The sequence below is a fragment of the Thauera linaloolentis 47Lol = DSM 12138 genome (assembly GCF_000310205.1).
Taxonomy (GTDB): Bacteria; Pseudomonadota; Gammaproteobacteria; order Burkholderiales; family Rhodocyclaceae; genus Thauera; species Thauera linaloolentis.
Genome location: NZ_AMXE01000019.1, coordinates 1 through 21,024 on the forward strand (window position 1 = coordinate 1; position 21,024 = coordinate 21,024).

A 21,024-nucleotide genomic window follows, 5' to 3' on the forward strand; every position below is an offset into this window, starting at 1 on the left:
CCCCGCGTGCGTCCTTCATCAGGGTCCGCAGCCATCAAAGTGCTGCAAGAGTGACCGTTTGTAGTCTGGCCAGTCCGCACCTTGTTGTTATTGCATTGTTTGCAGCTCATTCGGGGGAAAGTTGTTCAGCAAGGGAAACGTCGTCCACTCTGTGGGCCAGGGGAAGCTATTGCTTGACAGATGGGGAAGCCCTTGCGTGACGCTTCAGCGGACGGCAAAATGCGCAGCGTTTTGACGGTCCGCTGCAAGCGCTTGTTAGGCATTTTCGTGAAGATACTTTGATAAAAATGCGACAAATTCTTTGAGCTCTTCCAGCGGGATAACTGCATAAAAACCGTTCCGGTCACGGAATGAGAAGGCAGTGACTCGCCCGGCACGATGGACAGGATCGATCTTGAAGTGCGCGACTGCATTACGTAGCCTTCGAACCAGTTGCTTAAGGTTGGGTTGGTGCTCGTGACCTTGGTCGCACTTGCCAAAGCTCATTATGGACGTAGGTGAAATACCCCAATCCGCTATAGATGCGAAAGCGGTGCTTGGGATTTTCTCAATGAGCAACGCCTCCTTTGGCACTACTAGGAGGCCGAGAAGGCAGTTAATCAGGAGAGTTGCGTCAAGAGGGCCCTCGTACTCGGTGGCGAGGGTGAGCGTTCGCTCCATGAAGCTGCGTGCGAAATCCGGATCGTATTCCATAGTGCGGTTCCTGATTGCCTAGCAGGCCGATGCAAAAATCTCAGGCCCCAGGTCCAGGCTGACGCTCATCATTCGGTGTCTCATGACTTCATCCCCCGAAATGGATTCTCAGTTCCGTTTTGATGCCTGTCGAGCGGGCCGGGGAATAGGCTTTCACCGGATTTCAGGCTTCGCCTCATGCCGTACGCCCCGCGTCCTGCAATTTCGCAATTCGCAGCAGGTTATACGCCGCTGCCGACAGGTAGGCGGCGATCTGGGTTCGGGCTTGGCCGATGAAACGAGTCTTTCTCATTCCGCCCACCGTCTTCAGCCAGCCGAAAATCTCTTCAACCCGCTTTCGTTTGCGCTGGCTGACCTTGTAGCCCTCGGTGCAGGTCGTCCGTCCATCGAGGCCCGGTGTCTTGCGTCCTTCAATGCGGGCGATATGCGGCTTGATCTTGTGCTCGCGCAAATGTTGGACGAAGTCCTTCACGTGGTAGCCCTTGTCGACCCCCAGGGTTTTGGGATGAATCCGGCGGCGCCGGGCGCGGGTGAGCAACTGGCGGGCGGCTTTGTGTTCGGCCATCGTCGCATCGGTAATGAGCAGATCAATGCACAGGCCACTGCGATTCTCCATCAGCGCATGGCGGCCGTAGCTGAGCTTGGCCGGCTGGCCGTTGCCTTTCCTCATGAGCTTCGCGTCGGGATCGGTTGTGCTCCGGTGAGTGGCGTTGGAACGCTTCTCGCCCTTGAAATCCACCATGCCGGTACCGTCCCCGCCGGACTTGGGCGGCTCGTCATCGTCCTTGCGCTTGAAGCTCTTGAAGGACGCCCAGGCGTCGATCAAGGGGCCATCCACGGTGAAGTGATCGGACGAGAGCAGCTTGTCCTTGCGGGCCAGACGCACCACTTCATCAAAGAAGCGTCGGGCGATGTCGGTCTCGACCAATCGCTCGCGCAGGCGGCTGAAATTGGATTGATCCAATCCGCCCGACTCCAGGTCCAGATCGAGAAACCAGCGAAACAGCAGGTTGTAATCGAGTTGCTCGCAGAACTGCCGATCCGAGCGCACCGAATAGAAAGCGATCAGCAATTGGGCCTTGAGCAGTCGCTCCGGCGGAATCGACGGTCGGCCGCCCTTGGCGTAGAGCCCATCGAGCTCCGCCGAAATGGCCGACAGCGCCGAGTCAGCCAGTTGCTTCACCCGTCGAAAAGGATGATCGGCCGGAATCCGGGACTCGACCGAGAAAGAGTGGAACATCGAGGACGGGGGATCTACTTCGCCGCGCATCGGTGCTGTGCCTGGGGTTCGGGAGATACGGATAGGACAGATGGGTGGTCGGATCGTTCACTGGATTCTGCATCACCCTGTTAAGCCTCAACTCGCGGGTCTTTTCGGTTCGCTCGACTTTTCAATAGCTGGTGGCTTGTCTTGTACCAAGCTGGACAGCCAAGACGAAAGTTGGTCCTTGGCAACGGCAAAGAGAACTATCAGAAGAAGCGAATAAATGATGTTGCCGACAATTCCTGTGCCAACTGCATACCAAAAGGATTCACGCTTCATCTTGGATTGGAGCTGACTTGCCTCGCCTTCAAACTGCTTTCGCAGAATTTCTTCAGCGGACCGCGTATGCGCGATCAAGCTTCCAGGGGCGAGCAGTGTCTGCTCTGTTGCTTGCACGGCAGCAGCGTCCAAAGGAGGGGTTTTGCCAAGAGTCAGCGATTCAAATTGTTGGCGATAGATGCTGAATGCCAGATCCCGCACGCAATCGCTTTTGTTGTTGCGAACGCAGTGGTCAGCAATGATTTCAAAGGGGGTTGCCACTTGCTATCTCCTTAGAACCGATAGCTAGAGTGGCGCTCACGCGACTGCCAAGTCCGCGCCAGCTGAGTTAGCTGTACATAGAGACTCGCCCGCGATCGACTTTGGGACTCGTATATGAAGCGTTTGGCAACCTCGTAGAAGTAAACAACTCGGTCACCAAGTCTTGAATACGCGATGTCCTCGTCGTAGACACCTGACAGAACTCCAGTTGCCAACGTTTCAAGGAATTCGAGTGCAGCTGTGATTTCGATGGCTTCCTTGGCGTTCACTATGAGTTCATCACCATCACCCCTCGCTGCTCGATAAAGGAGCTTGTCGATAGTTGCTGATATTTCGGCCGGTAACTGTACGGCTCGAAGAGTGCGCTCCATCTGACTAGCCTTCGCTTCCCGAAGATATGTTCTTCGAAGAATTGAAAGTTGCTGGGCCAAGTAGAGAGTCGCGAGCGCGCTGAGCGCTGAGATCATCAGGGCCATGGCAGATATGAGGAACTCTGGGTACATGATGATCCTTCGGTTGGCGATTTGGGCGGTCTTGAGGTCTAACACTCAAGTTAAGCGGCGGGCATAGCCCGTCCGCTTGAATGCCTTGTTAGGGCTAGATCTTTTCATAGACATCGAATCTTCCACTGTTTTCGATGCGCACCCATTTAACGCCTGCTATATGGTTGGCTGCAACAGCCGCTTTAAACGCTTTGCCAAAATTACGAGGATCATGACGCTTAATGAGTTGCCGCCAATGGTCACCAAATATCGAAACTAGGCCGGCCTGCGCACCGACAGTCATAAGACCGATTCGCTGATTAATTAAATCTAACTCTTGCTGGATCATGTTATGCATTGGAAGCCGCCTCGAATTTTCGTGACCCTAACAGTGTAGTAGACGGAACGGGCCGGCTAGTGAGTAGACGGAATCCACATATCGCCCCGCCCAAAATATTTTATTAGCATCAATCAAAATTGCTTCAGTACCATTGGCAACGACACTAATCCAGCCCCATGACCTTGTCAAACCACACCGTCACGCTAGCCCGATTCTGGCGTAAGTGCCTGATCATCCTCGCGGAATCAGGCGTGAAGACATCGGCTGTGGCTGGTATGTGCGCCACGCCGAAGCCTATGCCGAGGCTGCTCGCGGTCGGCGGATCGCCATTCATACGGCGGCCATCGTGGAGCCTTGGAAGAGCTGGGCAGGGTAGACGGAATAGCGGCGTGGCAATTCACGCAGGCGGTGGATGCGGTGCGCCACCTGTTGATGATGGTGGGGCGCCTGCGACTGCCGAGGCGGATTGCGACGACGAGGCGAGCCTCAAAATCGGTAATGCCGACATCGGTGAGGCGGAACTTGCCGCCATGCTTGGCGAAGCACTCGACCGGTGATCGCAGAGCCGGCCTGTTGCAGCTTGGCCGCCTGGGCCGCACACGTATACTGACGCCCGCAACATTCTGGGCCGAGGTACTGAATTCTTGAGCAAGACCGACCATCCTGCGAACATTCAGCGAAACCGGGACATCGAAGCCGGCTTTACTGCTTGCCAATCATTTTGAAGCGGGCTTTGAATCGGCTCTGGCTCGCGGGTCGATCATCAACAGGAAACCTCCCCATGCTCATCGGCACCGCCGGCCACATCGACCACGGCAAGACCACGCTCGTCCGCGCGCTGACCGGCGTGGACACCGACCGCCTGCCGGAGGAGAAGCAACGCGGCATCACCATTGAGCTGGGCTATGCCTATGCGCCGCTGGCGGGCGATGGCGAGGGGCGGACGCTGGCCTTCATCGACGTGCCGGGGCACGAGAAGTTCGTGCCGACGATGCTGGCAGGCGCCAGCGGCATCGACTTCGCGCTGCTGGTGGTGGCGGCCGACGACGGCGTGATGCCGCAGACACGCGAGCACCTCGCCATCGTCCATCTGCTCGGCATCGGCCGCGGGGCAGTAACGATCACCAAGTGCGACCGCGTGCCGCTGGAACGCATCGAGGCGGTGCGGGCCGAAGTGGCGGCGCTGCTGGCGCCGACCCGGCTGGCGGCGGCGCCGGTGTTCGCACTGTCGGCACAGACCGGAGAGGGCGTGGCGGCGCTGCGCGCGCATCTCGACGCGGTCGCCGCGGAGGAGGGCGCGCGCAGCGTGCAGGGCGGCCTGCGCCTGGTGGTGGACCGCCGCTTCGCCATTGCCGGCGCAGGCGCGGTGGTAACCGGCACCGTGCATGCCGGCCGGCTGCACGTGGGTGACACCGTGTTGCTGGCGCGGCCGGGCGGCGAGATCCGCGAACTGCGGGTGCGCGGGCTGCACGTCAACAACCGCAAGGCCGACGTCGGTGGCCCGGGCAGCCGCTGCGCGGTGAATCTGGCCAGCATCGAATACCGCGACATCGAGCGCGGCGACTGGCTGCTGTCGCCCGGCCCGGTGCGCGCCACCGATCGCCTCGACCTGCGCCTGCATCTGTTGCCGGACGTGCGGCGCAAGCTGGGGCAATGGACAGGCACGACGCTCCACCATGCCGGCGGCCACGCAATGGCACGGCTGGTGCTGCTCGATGGCGCGCTGGAAGCCGGCGGACTGGCGGGCGGGGACGACGGCCTGGTACAGGCCGTGCTCGACCGGCCGCTGTTCGCCTGTTGCGGCGACCGCATCGTGATCCGCGACGCGGCGGGGCGCGAGACCCTGGGCGGAGGCACGGTGCTCGACCCTTTCCCGCCCGCCCGCCACCGCCGCCGGCCGGAACGCCTGGCGTTGCTGGCGGCGCTCGAACACGAGAATGCGGACGTCCGGCTGCGCGCCCAGGTCGATACCGCGGCCCACGGTGCGGATGCGGCTGAACTCACCACCGCCCACAACCTGCACGGCATGGATGTGCAGCACTGGCAGGCGCGCCTGCCGGGCGTGCAGGCCATCGCCACTAAAACCGGCATCCGGCTGTTTTCGCCCGCGGCCTGGGAAGCGCTGGCCGAACGCATTCTCGGCCGCCTGGCGGCGCACCACGAGGCCTTTGCCGACGAGCCGGGCGTGGAGCGCGAGCGCCTGCGCCGGATGTGCGCGCCGCAACTGCCCCCCGCCGTGTTCCTCGCCCGCCTCGAAAGCCTGCTGGCGGACGGGCGTCTGTGCCGCGCCGGCTCGGCCTGGCATCTGCCGGCGCATACCGCCGAGCTTTCACCCGCCGAGCGGCTGCGCGCCGACGGCATCCTGCAACGCCTGCGCGACGGCGCCTTCGATCCCCCCTGGGTGCGGGACATCGCCGCGAGCTGTGCGCTGGAAGAAGCCGAGGTCCGCCGCCTGCTGCGCCGCGTGGCGATGCGCGGCGAGGTGTTCCAGATCATCCGCGACCTGTTCTATGCGCGCGCGACCGTGGCGCAGATGAGCGGCATCGTCCGCGAACTGGCCGCCGGCCACGACGGCCGCATCCGCGCGGCCGACTTCCGCGACCGCATCGGCGGCGGGCGCAAGCGGGCGATCCAGATCCTGGAATTCTTCGACCGCGTCGGCTTCACCCGCCGCGTCGGCAAGGGCAGCCAGCGCGCCCACATCCTGCGCGGCGAACCGCCCGCCGCCGAGGACGCATGAAGAGCCACGACGTGGTTACAATCCGGTTTCCAGCGGAAGAGAGGCGTTCCCCGGTGGGGCGACTGGTCTTCAAAACCAGGTGGGGCCGTCAGCCGGTCCCAGGTGGGTTCGACTCCCATTCTCTTCCGCCATCCTTTCCCACGACGGATCATGGCTGAACTGCGCGGCTGCCGCTTTCCGCAAGACCTCCGCTACGACCCGGCGAACCACCTGTGGTTTGCCGCCGAAGCGGATGGCGTCTGGCGCGTGGGCGTGACCCCCTTCGGCGTCGCCATCGCCGGCGAGATCCTGTTGTTCACCTCCAAGCCGGGCGGGCGCTCGCTGGCCGCCGGACGGGCCTTCGGCCTGCTCGAAGCCGGCAAGACCGTGTTCCCGGTGAAGACCCCGGTCGAGGCCGCGCTGATCGAAGGCAACGATGCCCTGTCGCGTTCCGCCGCGCTGATGAACACCGACGCCTACGCCGCCTGGCTGGTGCGGCTGCGCATCGCGCCAGGCGATGCGGACAAGCACCTGCTGTGCTGGGACGAGGCCCGCGCCGGCATCGCCGCGCAAATGGACCTGTGGCGCTTCGACGACCTGCGCAGCTTCCAGGCGCCCTTGCTGGGCGAAGGCGCGAAGGGCCTGCGCGGATGAACGAGCGCCTCGCCATCCTCGTCTGGGCCGCCGATCCGGACAGCCCGCAACTATGCGCCACGCCCTTCCACTTTGCCGCCGCCGCCGCCGCGATGGATGCCGAGGTCGAGATGTACTTCACCGCGCGCTCGGTGCAGCTGCTGCTGCCCGGCGTGGCCGAAACGCTCCATCCGGGCGGGCACGAAGCGCCGCCGCTGTCCCACTTCCTGCTCGAAGCCGTCCGCTACGGCACCCGCCTGTACGCCTGCCCGAGCGCGATGCAGGCCCATGGCGTGAAACCGGAAAACCTGCGTGCCGAAGTCTGCGGCCAGGCCGGCGCCGCCGCCTTCATCGGCCGCACGCTCGATCCGGCCTGGCGGACGCTGACGTTCTGAAGCTTTCAAACATTTCCCTCGGCACGCGGGACTCACAACGCCGCCAGCCGCTCCCGCAGCCACGCGCCGATGTCGGCGATCTCCTGCGGGCACACCGCGTGCGGCATGGCGTAGGCGTGCCACTCGGGTTCGAGGCCGACGCTGTGCAGCAGATCGAGCGCCTGCCGGCCCAGGCCGGGGGAGACAACGTCGTCTTCCGTGCCGTGCGCGACGAACAGCGGGATGCCGCGGTTGGCGGCGGCAAGCTCGCGCGTGATGAGGTGGGCGGCCGGGATGTAGGTCGATAGTGCGATCACGCCCGCAAGTGGCTCGGGATGGGTCAGCGCGCTCAGGTAGGCGACCGCGCCGCCCTGGGAGAAACCGGCCAGGAAGATGCGCCCGCTCGGGATGCCGCGTGCCGTTTCGTTGGCGATCAATGCACGGACGATGTCACGCGAGGCGAGCAGGCCCGCTTCGTCGATCTCGCGGCTGTCCGGCGCCAGCGACACGATGTCGTACCAGGCACGCATGACGTAGCCGCCGTTGCAGGTGACCGGCTGGTGGGGCGCATGCGGGAAGATGAAGCGCACGGCGGGCGAGGGCGCCAGCGCAAGTTCGGGGACGATGGGCTCGAAGTCGTGCCCGTCGGCGCCGAGGCCGTGCATCCAGATCACGGCCACGCTGGGGTCCGGCACGGTTTCGACTTCGAGAAAGCTGATTTCGGACATACGGCCCCCTGTGTGGCGTTCGCACGTAAAAAAGCCCACCCCGCACCTGCGCGCGGGGTGGGCAGCCAGGGCGGAGCTTAACCCAGGTCGAAGCGGTCGGCGTTCATCACCTTGGCCCAGGCCGCGACGAAGTCCTTCACGAACTTCTCCCGGTTGTCGTCCTGCGCATAGACTTCGGCATAGGCGCGCAGGATGGAGTTCGAGCCGAATACCAGGTCCACCCGGGTGGCCGTCCATTTGACCGCGCCGGTCTTGCGCTCGCGGATCTCGTACAGGTTCTTGCCCACCGGCTGCCAGGTGTAGGCCATGTCGGTGAGATTGACGAAGAAGTCGTTCGTCAGCGCGCCGACGTGGTCGGTGAATACGCCGTGCCTGCTGCCGCCATGGTTGGTGCCCAGCACGCGCATGCCGCCGACCAGCACGGTCATCTCGTGCGCGGTCAGGCCCATCAGCTGCGTGCGGTCGAGCATCATTTCCTCGGCGCTGACGACATAGTCCGCCTTCAGCCAGTTGCGGTAGCCGTCATGCAGGGGCTCGAGCACCTCGAAGGATTCGACGTCCGTCATCTCCTGCGTGGCATCGCCGCGGCCGGGCGAGAAGGGCACGACGACGTCGTGGCCCGCCGCCCTGGCGGCCTGCTCGACGCCGACGTTGCCGGCCAGCACGATGACGTCGGCCACGCTCGCGCCGGTCTCGGCCGCGATGCCTTCGAGCACCGACAGCACCCTGGCCAGGCGCGCGGGCTCGTTGCCCTCCCAGTCCTTCTGCGGAGCAAGGCGGATGCGGGCGCCATTGGCGCCGCCGCGCTTGTCCGAGCCACGGAAGGTACGGGCGCTATCCCACGCGGTGGCGACCATGTCGCCGACGCTCAGGCCGCTGGCGGCGATCCTCGCCTTCACCGCGGCGACGTCGTAATCGCTGCGGCCGGCGGGGACCGGGTCCTGCCAGATCAGGTCTTCGGCCGGCACGTCGGGGCCGAAGTAGCGCGACTTCGGGCCCATGTCGCGGTGCGTGAGCTTGAACCAGGCCCGGGCGAACACTTCGGAGAAGTAGGCCGGATCCTTGTGGAAGCGCTCGGCGATCTTGCGGTACGCGGGATCGAAGCGCATCGCCATGTCGGCGTCGGTCATGATCGGCTTGCGGCGGATCGAGGGGTCCTCGACGTCGGCCGGCATGTCCTCTTCCTTGATGTCGACCGGCTCCCATTGCCAGGCGCCCGCCGGCGACTTCTGCAGCCACCAGTCGTGCCCGAAGAGCATGTCGAAGTAGCCGTTGTCCCAGGTCGTGGGGTGAGTCGTCCAAGCGCCTTCGATGCCGCTGGTCACCGTGTCGCGCCCCACGCCGCGGCTGGTCTTGTTGAGCCAGCCCAGGCCCTGCTCGTCCACGCCCGCGGCTTCGGGCGCCGGCCCCAGCCTGGCGGCGTCGCCATTGCCGTGCGTCTTGCCCACGGTATGCCCGCCGGCCGTCAGGGCGACGGTTTCCTCGTCGTCCATGGCCATGCGCGCGAAGGTGACGCGGATGTCCTGCGCGGTCTTGAGCGGGTCGGGCTTGCCGTCCACACCTTCCGGGTTGACGTAGATGAGGCCCATCATCACCGCGGCAAGCGGGTTGTCCAGGTCACGCTCGCCGGAGTAGCGGCTGTTGGGGTTGTCGCTGGGGGCGAGCCATTCCTTCTCCGAACCCCAGTAGATGTCTTTTTCCGGATGCCAGATGTCCTCGCGGCCGAAGGCGAAGCCGTAGGTCTTCAGGCCCATCGATTCATAGGCCATGGTGCCGGCCAGAGCGATCAGGTCCGCCCAGCTCAGCTTGTTGCCGTATTTTCTCTTGATCGGCCACAGCAGGCGGCGGGCCTTGTCCAGATTGGCGTTGTCAGGCCACGAGTTCAGCGGCGCGAAACGCTGGTTGCCCGTGCCGGCGCCGCCCCGGCCGTCGGCGATGCGGTAGGTGCCCGCCGCATGCCACGACATGCGGATCATCAGGCCGCCATAATGCCCCCAATCGGCCGGCCACCAGTCCTGGCTGTCGGTCATCAGGGCGACGAGATCCTGTTTGAGCGCCGCGACGTCGAGCTTCTTCAGCTCTTCGCGGTAGTCGAAACCCGGCCCCATCGGGTTGGTCTTGCTGTCGTGCTGATGGAGGATGTCGAGGTTCAGCGCCTTCGGCCACCAGTCCATGTTCGAACTGCCCGCCGCCGTATTGCCGCCGTGCATCACCGGACACCCGCCACCGGCCTTCATGTCATTCCCGCTCATGTCCATCTCCTGTCGTCGCTACGTTGGCTGAAGCCGCAGACCTCCGGAAAACCCTTCGTGTCCGCGACCGCTGATGGATCTAGCCTAGCAAAGACCGCACATTATTGAAGCAATGTGCATGATTGACACAAACTATTCATAATCATGCGGCGCACAATAAAAACTATATCAAGTGCATCCCCGGACGGGTCTGACCCGCATCCGCACAGGGTAGGTTTCGCAGCATTCCTCCCTCGCCACACGGCGGGCGAAGCCTTCCTGTAACGGATCGCGACAACACTTGCTGCGCCGCAAAAAAATGCCAGAATTCCGCTTTCTTTCGCTAAGCCCGCATCGTGATCGTCCGCCCCCGCCCACACTGGCTCCATCTGCTGTTCGTCCGCCGCGGCTCGCTGGTGCGCCGCATTTTCGGGCAGCAGCTCTTCGTCTTCCTGCTCTCCTGTACGGTGCTGCTGGCACATGGCGAACTCTTCGACTGGAAGGTGACGCTGACCGCCGCGCCGTTCTCGCTGATGGGGGTGGCACTGGCCATCTTCCTCGGCTTTCGCATCAATGCCAGCTACGACCGCTACTGGGAAGCGCGCAAACTATGGGGCGGGGTGCTGATCACGGCCCGCAACCTGGCCCGCCAGGCGCTGACGCTGACCGCGCACGGCGACGACGTGCGGCCCTTCGTGCTCGGGCTGATCGGCTTCGCCACGGCGATGCGCAATCAGCTGCGGGGCCAGCCCTGCGACAAGGGGCTGTCCGGCCTGCTGCCGGACACGCTCGCCGCCCGCCTCGCGGGCACGCGCTCCGCTCCAACGCTGATTCTGGTGTGGCTGGCGCAATGGCTCCGTGAGCGGCGCGACAACGGCACCCTGCAGCCGATCCTCGCCCAGCACATGGAGGCCGGGCTCGACGAACTGTCCGCCACGCTGGGCGGCTGCGAGCGCATCGCCAATACGCCCCTGCCCTTCACCTACACGGTGATCCTGCACCGCAGCGCCTACTTCTACTGCATGCTGCTGCCTTTCGGGCTGGTCGATTCGATCGGCTTGATGATGCCGCTGGTGGTGGCTTTCGTGTCCTACACCTTCTTTGCGCTCGAAGCGCTCAGCGACGAAATCGAGGAACCCTTCGGCACCATGCCGAACGACCTGGCGCTCGATACCATCGTCGCCGGCATCGACGCCAGCCTGCGCGAGCTGCTGGGTGAAACGCCGCCGCCCGCGCCAATGCCCGACGAAAACTTCCTGCTGCGCTGAATCCGGCATCGGCGCGGTGCCGAAAGCAAAGCGGCGGGGGCTCTCAGGCCTTCTTGCCGTGCTTGCCCTTGGGCACCTTGGGCAGGGCGCCGACGACCCGCACGACCTCGCTCAGATCCCGCGCCGCCAGCAAGGCCAGGCCGGCACGCAGCACCTCGGACTTGCTCGCCACGCACCCCGTCCTGGCCAGCGCGTCGCGCAGCGCCTTGATGCGCTTGTGCTCGCCGGCGGGCATCGAGAAGGAGTCGCGCGCGACCTTCTCGGGCTTGCCCGGCTTTTCCTTGCCGGCCTTGCTCCGCTTGTCCGCATCGGCCTTCGCCACCCCCGACGACTTGCGCTGGCCGGGCGCCACCGCCGCCGCGGCGGACTCCGCCACGGAAACGACCACCGTCCTGGCCGTGGGCTTCGGTGCGGGCTTCGGTGCGGGCTTCGGTGCGGGCTTCGGTGCGGGCTTCGGTGCGGGCTTCGGTGCGGGCTTTTGCACCGCCTTCGGCGCTGCAGCCTTGCGCGGAGCGGCGGCCGGCGCCTTGGGTGCGGCCTTCGCCGGCTGCGCCTTTACTTCGGCGGCCGCTGGCGCAGCCACGGCCGGCAGGCGTTCGGACAGCGAACTATCTTCTTGCTTCAGGGTTTCACGCAGCCTGGACTGCGTGCTTCTTGGCGTGGTCATCGATCATCCTCGATCAGTTTGAGAACGGCCGAGACCAGTTGCTCGACCTCTTCCTGGGCCACCGCAGCCGCACGGCCGAGCCCGAAAACGGAGGTGCCGCGCACCGCGCTGAGCGCGTAGGCGCTGCGTTGCGACAACGCGACGCCCAGTACCGGCAGTTCGAAATCCTGCAGCACGTCCAGCACGTCCCCGGCCAACGCGGTACGCATGACGCGGTTCGGCAGCAAGGCGCCGCGCAGGGCAGGGCGCTGACGCTGGCGGTCGAGGATCAGGCGCTCGATGCCGCGCGTCGCCCACAGGTCGGTGGGGCTGGGCACCACCGGCACCAGCGCGAGGTCGCACAGCTCCAGCGCGCTCATCGTATGGGGATGCTCGATCGACGGCGGGCAGTCCATCACCACCACGTCGACGCTGTTGGCGACGGGCTTCAGGGTTCGGGCCATGTCCTTCGCCTTGCCTTGCAGGCGCACCAGGCGCGCGGGGAAGGGCACATCGGGCGGTGCGGATTCGGCCCAGCGCGACGCGCTTTCCTGCGGATCGAGATCGGCCAGCGCGACGCGGTAGCCGGCCAGCGCCATGCCCGCTGCCAGCTGCATCGCCACCGTGGTCTTGCCCGAGCCGCCTTTCTGCGAAATCAGGGCAATCAACGTGGGTACGCTCATGTGTCGTCCGGAAAAGAAAAGGTAATACTGCAAGATGCTATCGCAAGCATCGCCGCGGGTGTGTTACACATCGATCGCACATCATCGCCACAGAACCATGAACCGTCCCTCCGCACTGCAGCGGCTCAAGGCCCTAATCCTCTCCGAATGGCGCCAGCTCATCGCCATCGCGCCCAGCAACCGCCGCTGGCAGATGCCTTTCGCCGCCGCGCTGGCGTCCGGCCTGCCGCTGGTGGTGGGGGCATTCTTCGGCCATCTGGAATACGGCCTGATCTCCTCGCTCGGCGGCCTGGTGTTCCTGTACCAGCCCAACACGCCGCTCTCGCACCGCATGACCTGGCTGATGGCCTGCAGCTTCGGCATGTCGGCCAGCTACACGCTGGGCGCGATCGCCCATTTCGTGCCGCTGGCGCAGGCCCTGATGCTGGGCCTCATCACCATCCTGGTGTCGATGGTGGCCCGCTTCTACCGCATCGGACCGCCCGGCAGCCTGTTCTTCGTCATGGCGGCGGCGATCGCGGCCCATACCCCGGGCACCGTCGAGGAAGTACCGCTCAAGGTCGGGCTGCTGACCATGGGCACGCTGCTCGCCAGCCTGATCGCCTTCTTCTACAGCCTGCACATCCTGCGCCAGGAAGCCCCCGAGGCCACCGCGTCGCAGCCGGAGGCCGACTTCGACATCGTCGTGCTCGACTCGATCGTGATCGGCGCCTTCGTCGGCCTGTCCCTCGCCATCGCCCAGGCACTGCAGCTCGACCGCCCCTACTGGGTGCCGATCAGTTGCCTGGCGGTGATCCAGGGCGTATCGATGCGCGCGGTGTGGAACCGCCAGTTGCACCGCGTGCTGGGCACCGCCGTCGGCATGCTGCTGGCGTGGGGCATCATCTCGCTGCCGCTGTCGCCGTGGAGCATCGCGCCGATCGTGATCGCGCTCACCTTCGTCATCGAAAGCACGGTGGTGCGGCACTACGGCTTCGCCGTCGTTTTCATCACCCCCCTGACCATCCTGCTGGCCGAAGCCCCCACGCTGGGGCAACTGCCTGCCGCGGCGCTGCTCGAGTCGCGCTTCTTCGACACCCTGCTCGGCTGCCTGGTCGGGCTGGCGGGCGGCATCTGCCTGCACAATGCGCGCTTTCGCCAGACGGTCGGCCGCCAGTTGCGCAGGCTGACGCCATCGCGGCTGCGGCGGCCCTGAGCCGCCACCATCCCCGGCGCCCTTGAACGACTCACGGCCGGTGCGGTCGGAACCGACTGCGCCGTGCCGAGCACGCGTTTTTTCCCAACCTTGTCGAGTATCGCAATCCAGCCCATGTCCCGAGCGCCCCTCCCGTCCCTTGCCCTCCCGTCCCTTTTCCTGCTGCTGAGCCTCGCCGCCTGTAGCGGCCCGGTGGAAGACACCCGCCCCGGGCAGCCGGTCAAACATCGCCAGGACGCCTTCAAAGCCATGCTGCGCAGTTTCGAGCCGATGGGCACGATGCTGCGCACCGATCGCTACCAGGCCGACGAATTCGTGCGCCTCGCCAACGAGCTCGTCAGCCTGCGCGAAGCGCCATGGGCGCACTTCACGCCCGACACCCTCTATCCGCCCACCAAGGCCAGGGCCGCGGTATGGGAACGCGCGCAGGACTTCGAACACGAACGGCAGGACTTCTACGAGGCGACCGACGCACTGGCCCAGGCCGCGCAGACGCGCGACAAGGGCCGCATCCAGACGGCCTACGACAAGGTCCATGCGAGCTGCAAGTCGTGCCACAGCGACTTCAAGAAGTAGGCCACCGGCATGGGATCGGGCCGGAATCGATTGCAACGATTGAAAACACCCATGCGACGACGGCCCCGATTTGAAGGAAAATGACGGTTTGGCCGGACGCGGCCCACAGCGCCGGCCCCGAATCTCTCCTTCAGGAAGCGACCATGCTGCAAAAGAACCCTGCCTTCGCCGGCGTCCCGGGCCCCGTCGTCGTGATCGTCATGGACGGCTACGGCATTCCCAAGCACACGGTCGGCAGCGCCATCGACGCCGCGCGCAAGCCGACGCTGGACCGCCTGTTCGCCCAGTATCCGAACATCACGCTGCGTGCCCACGGCACCGCGGTCGGCATGCCGTCGGACGACGACATGGGCAATTCCGAAGTCGGCCACAACGCCATCGGCGCCGGCCAGGTCTATGCGCAGGGCGCGGCGCTGGTCGCCGACGCGATCGCCGCAGGCACGATCTGGCAGGGCGCGGCCTGGCAGGAAACCGTCGCCGCCGCCAAGGCCGGCAACGGCGGCGTGCTGCACTTCATCGGCTTGTTCTCCGACGGCAACGTGCACAGCCACATCGACCACCTGAAGGCGATGGTCGCGCAGGCCAGGGCCGAAGGCGTGAAGACGGTGCGCATCCATGCGCTGCTCGACGGCCGCGACGTGCCCGAAACCAGCGCGCTGGACTACGTCGTGCCCTTCGAAGCCTTCCTGGACGAAATCAGCGCCGACGGCTTCGACGCCCGCATCGCCTCGGGCGGCGGCCGCCAGACCATCACCATGGACCGCTACGACGCCAACTGGCCGATGGTGGCGCGGGGCTGGCGCACCCACGTGCTGGGCGAAGGCCCGCAGTTCGCCAACGCCACCGAGGCGGTCCAGGGCCTGCGCGAGCGCAATCCCGGCACCATCGACCAGGACTTGCCCGAGTTCGTCATCGCCGACGGCGGCAAACCCATCGGCACCATCGAGGACGGCGATGCAGTGGTGTTCTACAACTTCCGCGGCGACCGCGCGATCGAGATCACCCGCGCCTTCGTCGAGGACGACTTCAGCGAATTCGACCGCGTGCGCCGGCCGCGCGTCACCTACGCCGGCATGCTGCAGTACGACGGCGACCTGCATCTGCCCGAGCGCTTCCTGGTCACGCCGCCAGCCATCCGCAACACCTCGGGCGAATGGTTCAGCAAGACGGGGCTGGCGCAGTTCGCCTGCTCCGAGACGCAGAAGTTCGGCCACGTCACCTACTTCTGGAACGGCAACCGCTCGGGCAAGTTCGAGGGCGAGACCTGGCAGGAAGTCCCCAGCGACGTCGTGCCCTTCGAGCAGCGCCCGTGGATGAAGGCCGCCGAGATCACCGACGCGATGATCGCCGCGCTGCAGTCCGGCCGCTACAAGGTGCTGCGCTGCAACTACGCCAATGGCGACATGGTCGGCCACACCGGCAACTTCCGCGCCGCGACGATGGCGATCGAGGCGGTCGACCTGGCGCTGTCGCGCCTGCTGCGGGCGGTCGACGCGGCCGGCGGCGTGGCGCTGGTCACCGCCGACCACGGCAACGCCGACGAAATGTTCGAACTCGACAAGAAGACCAAGGAGCCGGCGGTCAACGAGGACGGCTCCTACAAGGCCAAGACCGCCCACACGCTGAACCCGGTGCCGCTGATCCTCTACGACAACGTCAGCGGCGGCAGGCTGGGCCTGGAGCAGACCGGAACCGCCGGCCTGTCGAACATCGCCGCGACGGTGGCGAACCTGCTCGGCCTGCAGAAGCACGAGCGCTGGGACGACAGCCTGCTGGTGGTGAAGTGACATGACGCGCCGCCGCCTCCCCGCCTGCCTCGCCAGCTCCGCCCTGCTGCTTTCCGCCTGCGGCCTGCAGCCGCCGGTGGTCGAATCGGACAACGGCGTTTCCAGCCAGAGCGGCCAGTTTCATTTCGCCCTGCCCAGCGGCCAGTATCACTGCGACGAAGGCCTGCGCATCGGGCTGCGGCGCGAGATGCAGGGCCAGGTCAACCACCGCCTGCAACTGGACTGGAAAGGGCGCAGCTACCAGCTCGAACGCGACTTTTCCGACTCTGGCCTGCCGCGCTTCGAGGATGCGGCCAGCGGCCTGGTCTGGATCGACCTGCCGTGGAAAGGGCTGCTGCTCGACGGGCGCACCCACGCCCCGCTCGCCAACGACTGCCGGGCGGCCTGAGCGCCGCCCGCAGCCTAGCGGCGGAAGAAGCGGCTGAGCCAGCCGTTATCCTTGCGCTGCCGCTTCTCGGCGATGATGCCAATCATGTTGGCCTTCACCGCCGCGACATAGTCGGCGTCGTCGCGCTTGATGTGATTGACGAGCCAGGTGGACAGCAGCTTGTACAGCTCGCTGCCGACGTCGTCGCCCAGGCGGTGGCGCTCGACATACTCGTTGACCCGCCGCACGAACAGCTCGTGCACGCGCTTGTGCGGCTTGCAGAACGTGTAGCCGGCTTCTTCCTGCAGGCTTTCCTCGAAGGCGAAATGCGACACCGTGTAGTCGACCAGATCGTCGAGCGTGCGCCCGATTTCGTCCCGGTCCCCGGCGGCATTGGCGATCTCGAGCGCATTGATGTAATCGACGATGCGGCGATGCTGCTGGTCGATCACGTCGATGCCGGTGTCGAGATCGGGGTTCCAGATAAAGGGCACGCTGCGCTTCCTCCGTGATGCCGTGGCTGTCCGCCCGGGGCATGAAAGGGCAGCAGCATACACGCAGTCATATCAGGTACCCATTTTTGATCCACATCAATATTTCATCGACATGAAAATGAAAAATGCCGGCTCTCCTCGCGGAGAAGCCGGCATGGACCCGTGCCGCGGAGGGCGCCGTCCTCCGCGTTCACGCGCTTGGCATCAGGCGTTCGCGGACTCCAGGATGCTGTTGAAGGTGGTGCTCGGGCGCATCACCGCGCCGCATTTCGCCGCATCGACCTTGTAGTAGCCGCCGATGTCGGCCGGCTTGCCCTGCACCTCGGCGAACTCGGCGATGATCTTCTGCTCGTTGCCGGCCAGGGCCTTGGCGAGCGGCGCGAAATGCTTCGCCAGATCGGCATCCTCGGTCTGCTCGGCCAGGGCCTCGGCCCAGAACGTGGCCAGGTGGAACTGGCTGCCGCGGTTGTCGAGCTGGCCGGTCTTGGGCGACGGCGACTTGTTCTCGTCGAGCAGCTTGCCGGTGGCCAGATCGAGCGTCTTGGCGAGGATCTTCGCCTTCGCATTGCCGGTCTTGATGCCGAGGTCTTCCATCGACACCGCCAGCGCGAGGAACTCGCCCAGCGAATCCCAGCGCAGGTGGTTCTCCTGCGTCAGTTGCTGGACGTGCTTGGGCGCCGAGCCGCCGGCACCGGTCTCGTACATGCCGCCGCCGTTCATCAGCGGCACGATCGACAGCATCTTGGCGCTGGTGCCCAGTTCCATGATCGGGAACAGATCGGTCAGGTAGTCGCGCAGGATGTTGCCGGTGACCGAGATGGTGTCCAGGCCGCGGGCGACGCGCTCCAGCGTGTAACGCATGGCGCGGACCTGCGACATGATCTGGATGTCGAGGCCGGCCGTGTCGTAGTCCTTCAGGTAGGTCTTGACCTTCTTGATCAGCTCGTTTTCATGCGGGCGGTACGGGTCGAGCCAGAAGATGGCCGGCATGCCGGAATTGCGCGCGCGCGTCACGGCCAGCTTGACCCAGTCGCGGATCGGCGCGTCCTTGACCTGGCACATGCGCCAGATGTCACCGGCCTCGACGTTCTGCGACAGCAGCACTTCGCCGGTGGCGAGGTCGGTGATGTTGGCGACGCCGTCCTCGGGGATCTCGAAGGTCTTGTCGTGCGAACCGTATTCCTCGGCCTTCTGCGCCATCAGGCCGACGTTCGGCACCGTGCCCATGGTGCGCGGATCGAAGTTGCCGTGCCACTTGCAGAAGTTGATCATCTCCTGGTAGATGCGGGCGAAGGTCGATTCCGGCATCACGCACTTGCTGTCGTACTGCTTGCCGTCGGAACCCCACATCTTGCCGCCCTGGCGGATCATCGCCGGCATCGACGCGTCGACGATGATGTCGTTGGGCGAATGGAAGTTGGTGATGCCCTTGGCCGAGTCGACCATCGCCAGCTCGGGGCGGTGCTCGTGGCAGGCATGCAGGTCGCGGATGATCTCGTCGTGCTTGGACTCGGGCAGGGTCTTGATCTTCTCGTACAGGTCGACCATGCCGTTGTTGACGTTGATGCCCAGCTCGTCGAACAGCTTGCCGTGCTTCTCGAAGGCATCCTTGTAGTAGATCCTGACGCAGTGGCCAAAGACGATCGGGTGCGAGACCTTCATCATCGTCGCCTTCACGTGCAGCGAGAACAGGATGCCGGCCTCGCGGCAGTCGTCCAGCTCGCGCTCGTAGAACTCGCACAGCGCCTTCTTGCTCATGAACATCGAGTCGATGATCTCGCCGTCGAGCAGCGAAAGCTTGGGCTTGAGCACGACGGTCTTGCCCGACTTGGTGATCAGCTCCATCTTCACGTCGCGCGCCTTGTCGAGCGTCAGCGACTTTTCGCCGTGGTAGAAGTCGCCGTGGTGCATGTGCGAGACGTGCGTCTGCGACCACTGCTTCCACTCGCCCATCGAGTGCGGGTGCTTCTTGGCGTAGTTCTTGACCGCGGCCGGCGCGCGGCGGTCGGAGTTGCCTTCGCGCAGCACCGGGTTGACCGCCGACCCCAGGCACTTGCCATAGCGCGTGCGCAGCGCCTTTTCCTCGTCGGTCTTGGGGTCGTCCGGGAAGTCGGGCAGCGCATAGCCCTTGCCCTGCAGTTCCTTGATGCACGCCTTCAGCTGCGCCACCGATGCGCTGATGTTGGGCAGCTTGATGATGTTGGTATCGGGCAGCAGGGTCAGTCGGCCGAGTTCGGCCAGCGTGTCCGGCACGCGCTGCGATTCGGTCAGGAATTCCGGAAACTCTGCCAGCACGCGGGCCGACACGGAAATGTCGGCCTCTTCGATTTCGATGCCTGCCGGGCCGGTAAAGGTGCGGATGATCGGAAGGAACGCGGACGTGGCCAGCAGCGGCGCTTCGTCCGTGAGCGTATAGATGATCTTGGATTTCCCCTCAGCCATTCTTTTCCCCTAGATTTCTAGTCTCTTGACGCCAATCCAATGGCGACTCCCGGTCGCGTTGCGCGACACGTGGACATGCTTGCGCAGCCGGCAGGAAAATACCACGCAACGCCCACCCCCGACACCCGGTAAACATCAAAACCCTCAAGGAAATCGCATGCCCCGGCAATTCCGCGGCCGCCGCCGGGCGGGCCGCGGGGCACCGAAGCCAGCGCCAGGCGCCGGTCCGACGGTCCGCCGGCCGGCCGGGGACGCGGCGACCGCGCTCAAGCCCGCACGCAGGACGCGCGCACGGCGAGGTCCCGCCGCTCCACCGCCTTCAGCATCATCAGCAGCGCCGTGCCCAGCGCCATCATGACGGCGGCGAAGTACAGCCCGCCGGCATAGCTGCCGAACGCCTCCCCCAGCCAACCGGTCACTGCGGGGCCGATGATCTGCGCCACGCCATAGGAAATCGTCATCTTGCCCATCATCTTCGCCGGCCGTGTCGGGTAGTAGCGCCCGGCCATCGTCAGCACCAGGCTGACCATGCCGACGAAGGTCCCGCCAAACAGCAGCGCCCCGGCGGCGGCGCCGGTCACGCCCCCCACTACCACCGGCAGCAGGATACCGACGATCTGCAGCACCGCCGCCAGGATCAGGGCATTGAGCTCGCCGCTGCGGCGAGCGATGAAATCCCACACGATGCAGGCCGGCGCGGCCGCCATGCCGATGGCGAAGAAGGTCCAGCTCCCCTTTCCTTCCAGCCCGGGCAGGCCATTGACGATGGCGACGATGAAAGTGGCGCTGACCACGTAGCCGATGCCCGCGCAGAAGTACGAGACCATGAACAGTTTCAGGAACAGGGGACTCGGCGGATCGTCGTGCATCGGCGCACCGCTCTTGGTCACCGGACTGGTGTCCGGCGCCGGCAGCCAGCCCAGCGCCGGAATCAACAATACGCAGGCGATGGCGGTGAACACGAACCACTGCCCGCGCCAGTCCAGCATGCTGCTCATCCAGGCCACCGCCACCGAACACGCGGCGATGCCGATGCCGACGCCGGCGAAATGGATGCCCAGTTCGCTGCGATGGCCATGGCGGATCAGCCAGTTCAGGATCAGCCCCGTCCCCAGCAGCATCGCGCCCGAGGTGGCGAGCCCGGCCAGATAGCGCGACAAGGCCCACACGGCCAGGCTGTCGGACAGCCCCATCATCGCCGTGGTCAGCACCGCCATCACCATGGCGACGCGGAACAGGCGGTCCTTGAGCACCAGATCGCTGATCGACGCCGCGACCAGCGCCCCGGTCAGATAGCCCGCGTAGTTGATCGCCGCCAGCCAGCCCCCTTCGGCCAGGCCCAGCCCGGCCTGCGCCTGCATCACCGGCAGCAGCGGGGTATAGGCGAAGCGCGCTACGCCCATCGCCAGAATCAGGCTGAAAATGCCCGCGCCCAGTACCTTCATCCTTTGGATCTGATCGTCCATTCTTATGTCCTGTCTCCTGCTGGAGCCGAAACGATAGTCGGCGTAAGATATCCGCTCAAATGATTATTTTAGAATAGACCGTTCTGCTATAGAGAT

Annotated in this window: 21 protein-coding genes and 1 tRNA gene; 10 read left to right on the top strand and 12 right to left on the bottom strand. The window is 65.1% G+C overall.

Annotation, left to right across the window (positions count from 1 at the left end):
• Positions 1-255 precede the first annotated feature (255 nt).
• From C666_RS07360 to C666_RS20400, 5 genes are all read right to left on the bottom strand, one after another.
• Positions 256-693, bottom strand: coding sequence for a HEPN family nuclease (locus tag C666_RS07360; protein ID WP_004336170.1), 438 nt, complete (start codon positions 691-693; stop codon positions 256-258).
• A 175-nt stretch (positions 694-868) separates the two neighbouring features.
• Complete coding sequence (locus C666_RS07365; RefSeq protein WP_004336171.1) at positions 869-1,963, bottom strand: IS5 family transposase; 1,095 nt, start codon at positions 1,961-1,963, stop codon at positions 869-871.
• Positions 1,964-2,050: 87 nt separating this feature from the next.
• Positions 2,051-2,497 carry a hypothetical protein gene (locus C666_RS20395; protein WP_154666239.1) on the bottom strand — a complete coding sequence of 149 codons (447 nt, stop codon included), beginning with the start codon at positions 2,495-2,497 and terminating at the stop codon, positions 2,051-2,053.
• A gap of 11 nt (positions 2,498-2,508) precedes the next feature.
• Positions 2,509-2,973 (bottom strand): DUF4760 domain-containing protein, encoded by a 465-nt coding sequence (locus tag C666_RS07370; RefSeq protein ID WP_157280485.1) that lies wholly within the window; start codon positions 2,971-2,973, stop codon positions 2,509-2,511.
• 121 nt (positions 2,974-3,094) lie between these two features.
• Complete coding sequence (locus C666_RS20400) at positions 3,095-3,337, bottom strand: hypothetical protein (RefSeq protein WP_154666240.1); 243 nt, start codon at positions 3,335-3,337, stop codon at positions 3,095-3,097.
• 371 nt (positions 3,338-3,708) lie between these two features.
• Between C666_RS20400 and C666_RS20695 the strand changes: the two genes are divergently transcribed.
• From C666_RS20695 to C666_RS07385, 5 genes are all read left to right on the top strand, one after another.
• Entirely contained in the window at positions 3,709-3,876 is a 168-nt protein-coding gene (locus C666_RS20695) for a hypothetical protein (RefSeq protein WP_162173257.1), read from the top strand.
• A 224-nt stretch (positions 3,877-4,100) separates the two neighbouring features.
• A complete protein-coding gene (selB, locus tag C666_RS07375) occupies positions 4,101-6,059 on the top strand; it encodes a selenocysteine-specific translation elongation factor (protein ID WP_004336174.1) in 1,959 nt (652 codons plus the stop codon).
• A gap of 34 nt (positions 6,060-6,093) precedes the next feature.
• Positions 6,094-6,190, top strand: a tRNA-Sec gene (locus C666_RS20405).
• A gap of 19 nt (positions 6,191-6,209) precedes the next feature.
• Positions 6,210-6,692, top strand: coding sequence for a glycine cleavage system protein H (locus C666_RS07380; RefSeq protein ID WP_004336175.1), 483 nt, complete (start codon positions 6,210-6,212; stop codon positions 6,690-6,692).
• Positions 6,689-7,066, top strand: coding sequence for a DsrE family protein (locus C666_RS07385; protein WP_004336176.1), 378 nt, complete (start codon positions 6,689-6,691; stop codon positions 7,064-7,066). Before C666_RS07380 ends, C666_RS07385 begins: the two co-directional genes overlap by 4 nt.
• A 32-nt stretch (positions 7,067-7,098) precedes the next feature.
• Here the strand turns inward: C666_RS07385 and C666_RS07390 are convergent, their stop codons facing one another.
• Both C666_RS07390 and katG read right to left on the bottom strand, forming a co-directional pair.
• On the bottom strand, positions 7,099-7,773 hold the full coding sequence (locus tag C666_RS07390) for an alpha/beta hydrolase (RefSeq protein WP_004336177.1): 675 nt from the start codon (positions 7,771-7,773) through the stop codon (positions 7,099-7,101).
• Positions 7,774-7,850: 77 nt separating this feature from the next.
• Positions 7,851-10,025: a catalase/peroxidase HPI gene (katG, locus tag C666_RS07395; protein WP_004336178.1), complete on the bottom strand. Its 2,175-nt coding sequence runs from the start codon at positions 10,023-10,025 to the stop codon at positions 7,851-7,853.
• 335 nt (positions 10,026-10,360) lie between these two features.
• Between katG and C666_RS07400 the strand changes: the two genes are divergently transcribed.
• Positions 10,361-11,272 (top strand): bestrophin family protein, encoded by a 912-nt coding sequence (locus C666_RS07400; protein WP_004336179.1) that lies wholly within the window; start codon positions 10,361-10,363, stop codon positions 11,270-11,272.
• A 43-nt stretch (positions 11,273-11,315) separates the two neighbouring features.
• Here C666_RS07400 and C666_RS20410 read toward each other — a convergent pair whose 3' ends face one another.
• Together C666_RS20410 and parA are read right to left on the bottom strand one after the other, a co-directional pair.
• Positions 11,316-11,939, bottom strand: coding sequence for a hypothetical protein (locus C666_RS20410; RefSeq protein WP_004336182.1), 624 nt, complete (start codon positions 11,937-11,939; stop codon positions 11,316-11,318).
• Entirely contained in the window at positions 11,936-12,601 is a 666-nt protein-coding gene (gene parA, locus C666_RS07410) for a ParA family partition ATPase (protein ID WP_028792377.1), read from the bottom strand. The genes C666_RS20410 and parA overlap by 4 nt, the downstream gene beginning before the upstream one ends.
• Positions 12,602-12,698: 97 nt before the next feature.
• Between parA and C666_RS07415 the strand changes: the two genes are divergently transcribed.
• The 4 genes from C666_RS07415 (at position 12,699) to C666_RS07430 (ending at position 16,547) form a co-directional block, all read left to right on the top strand.
• Complete coding sequence (locus C666_RS07415; protein ID WP_004336187.1) at positions 12,699-13,796, top strand: FUSC family protein; 1,098 nt, start codon at positions 12,699-12,701, stop codon at positions 13,794-13,796.
• A gap of 114 nt (positions 13,797-13,910) precedes the next feature.
• Positions 13,911-14,372, top strand: coding sequence for a c-type cytochrome (locus C666_RS07420; RefSeq protein WP_028792378.1), 462 nt, complete (start codon positions 13,911-13,913; stop codon positions 14,370-14,372).
• Positions 14,373-14,515: 143 nt separating this feature from the next.
• Positions 14,516-16,159: a 2,3-bisphosphoglycerate-independent phosphoglycerate mutase gene (gene gpmI / locus C666_RS07425; protein ID WP_004336189.1), complete on the top strand. Its 1,644-nt coding sequence runs from the start codon at positions 14,516-14,518 to the stop codon at positions 16,157-16,159.
• Position 16,160: 1 nt separating this feature from the next.
• Positions 16,161-16,547, top strand: coding sequence for a hypothetical protein (locus C666_RS07430; RefSeq protein WP_004336190.1), 387 nt, complete (start codon positions 16,161-16,163; stop codon positions 16,545-16,547).
• A gap of 14 nt (positions 16,548-16,561) precedes the next feature.
• Here C666_RS07430 and C666_RS07435 read toward each other — a convergent pair whose 3' ends face one another.
• From C666_RS07435 to C666_RS07445, 3 genes are all read right to left on the bottom strand, one after another.
• Complete coding sequence (locus tag C666_RS07435; RefSeq protein WP_004336193.1) at positions 16,562-17,020, bottom strand: bacteriohemerythrin; 459 nt, start codon at positions 17,018-17,020, stop codon at positions 16,562-16,564.
• Between the two features lie 204 nt (positions 17,021-17,224).
• Entirely contained in the window at positions 17,225-19,462 is a 2,238-nt protein-coding gene (locus C666_RS07440; RefSeq protein WP_004336195.1) for an NADP-dependent isocitrate dehydrogenase, read from the bottom strand.
• 266 nt (positions 19,463-19,728) lie between these two features.
• Positions 19,729-20,928, bottom strand: a complete 1,200-nt coding sequence (locus tag C666_RS07445) for a YbfB/YjiJ family MFS transporter (protein ID WP_004336197.1) — start codon at positions 20,926-20,928, stop codon at positions 19,729-19,731.
• Positions 20,929-21,024 lie beyond the last annotated feature (96 nt).

Coding starts and splice junctions, on each gene's coding strand:
- C666_RS07430 (WP_004336190.1), top strand. CDS start 16,161: ATGACGCGCCGCCGCCTCCCCGCCTGCCTCGCCAGCTCCGCCCTGCTG.
- C666_RS07370 (WP_157280485.1), bottom strand. CDS start 2,973: ATGGCCCTGATGATCTCAGCGCTCAGCGCGCTCGCGACTCTCTACTTG.
- C666_RS07420 (WP_028792378.1), top strand. CDS start 13,911: ATGTCCCGAGCGCCCCTCCCGTCCCTTGCCCTCCCGTCCCTTTTCCTG.
- C666_RS07440 (WP_004336195.1), bottom strand. CDS start 19,462: ATGGCTGAGGGGAAATCCAAGATCATCTATACGCTCACGGACGAAGCG.
- C666_RS07415 (WP_004336187.1), top strand. CDS start 12,699: ATGAACCGTCCCTCCGCACTGCAGCGGCTCAAGGCCCTAATCCTCTCC.
- C666_RS07365 (WP_004336171.1), bottom strand. CDS start 1,963: ATGCGCGGCGAAGTAGATCCCCCGTCCTCGATGTTCCACTCTTTCTCG.
- gpmI (WP_004336189.1), top strand. CDS start 14,516: ATGCTGCAAAAGAACCCTGCCTTCGCCGGCGTCCCGGGCCCCGTCGTC.
- C666_RS20400 (WP_154666240.1), bottom strand. CDS start 3,337: ATGCATAACATGATCCAGCAAGAGTTAGATTTAATTAATCAGCGAATC.
- katG (WP_004336178.1), bottom strand. CDS start 10,025: ATGAGCGGGAATGACATGAAGGCCGGTGGCGGGTGTCCGGTGATGCAC.
- selB (WP_004336174.1), top strand. CDS start 4,101: ATGCTCATCGGCACCGCCGGCCACATCGACCACGGCAAGACCACGCTC.
- C666_RS07385 (WP_004336176.1), top strand. CDS start 6,689: ATGAACGAGCGCCTCGCCATCCTCGTCTGGGCCGCCGATCCGGACAGC.
- parA (WP_028792377.1), bottom strand. CDS start 12,601: ATGAGCGTACCCACGTTGATTGCCCTGATTTCGCAGAAAGGCGGCTCG.
- C666_RS07360 (WP_004336170.1), bottom strand. CDS start 693: ATGGAATACGATCCGGATTTCGCACGCAGCTTCATGGAGCGAACGCTC.
- C666_RS07445 (WP_004336197.1), bottom strand. CDS start 20,928: ATGGACGATCAGATCCAAAGGATGAAGGTACTGGGCGCGGGCATTTTC.
- C666_RS07380 (WP_004336175.1), top strand. CDS start 6,210: ATGGCTGAACTGCGCGGCTGCCGCTTTCCGCAAGACCTCCGCTACGAC.
- C666_RS07390 (WP_004336177.1), bottom strand. CDS start 7,773: ATGTCCGAAATCAGCTTTCTCGAAGTCGAAACCGTGCCGGACCCCAGC.
- C666_RS20410 (WP_004336182.1), bottom strand. CDS start 11,939: ATGACCACGCCAAGAAGCACGCAGTCCAGGCTGCGTGAAACCCTGAAG.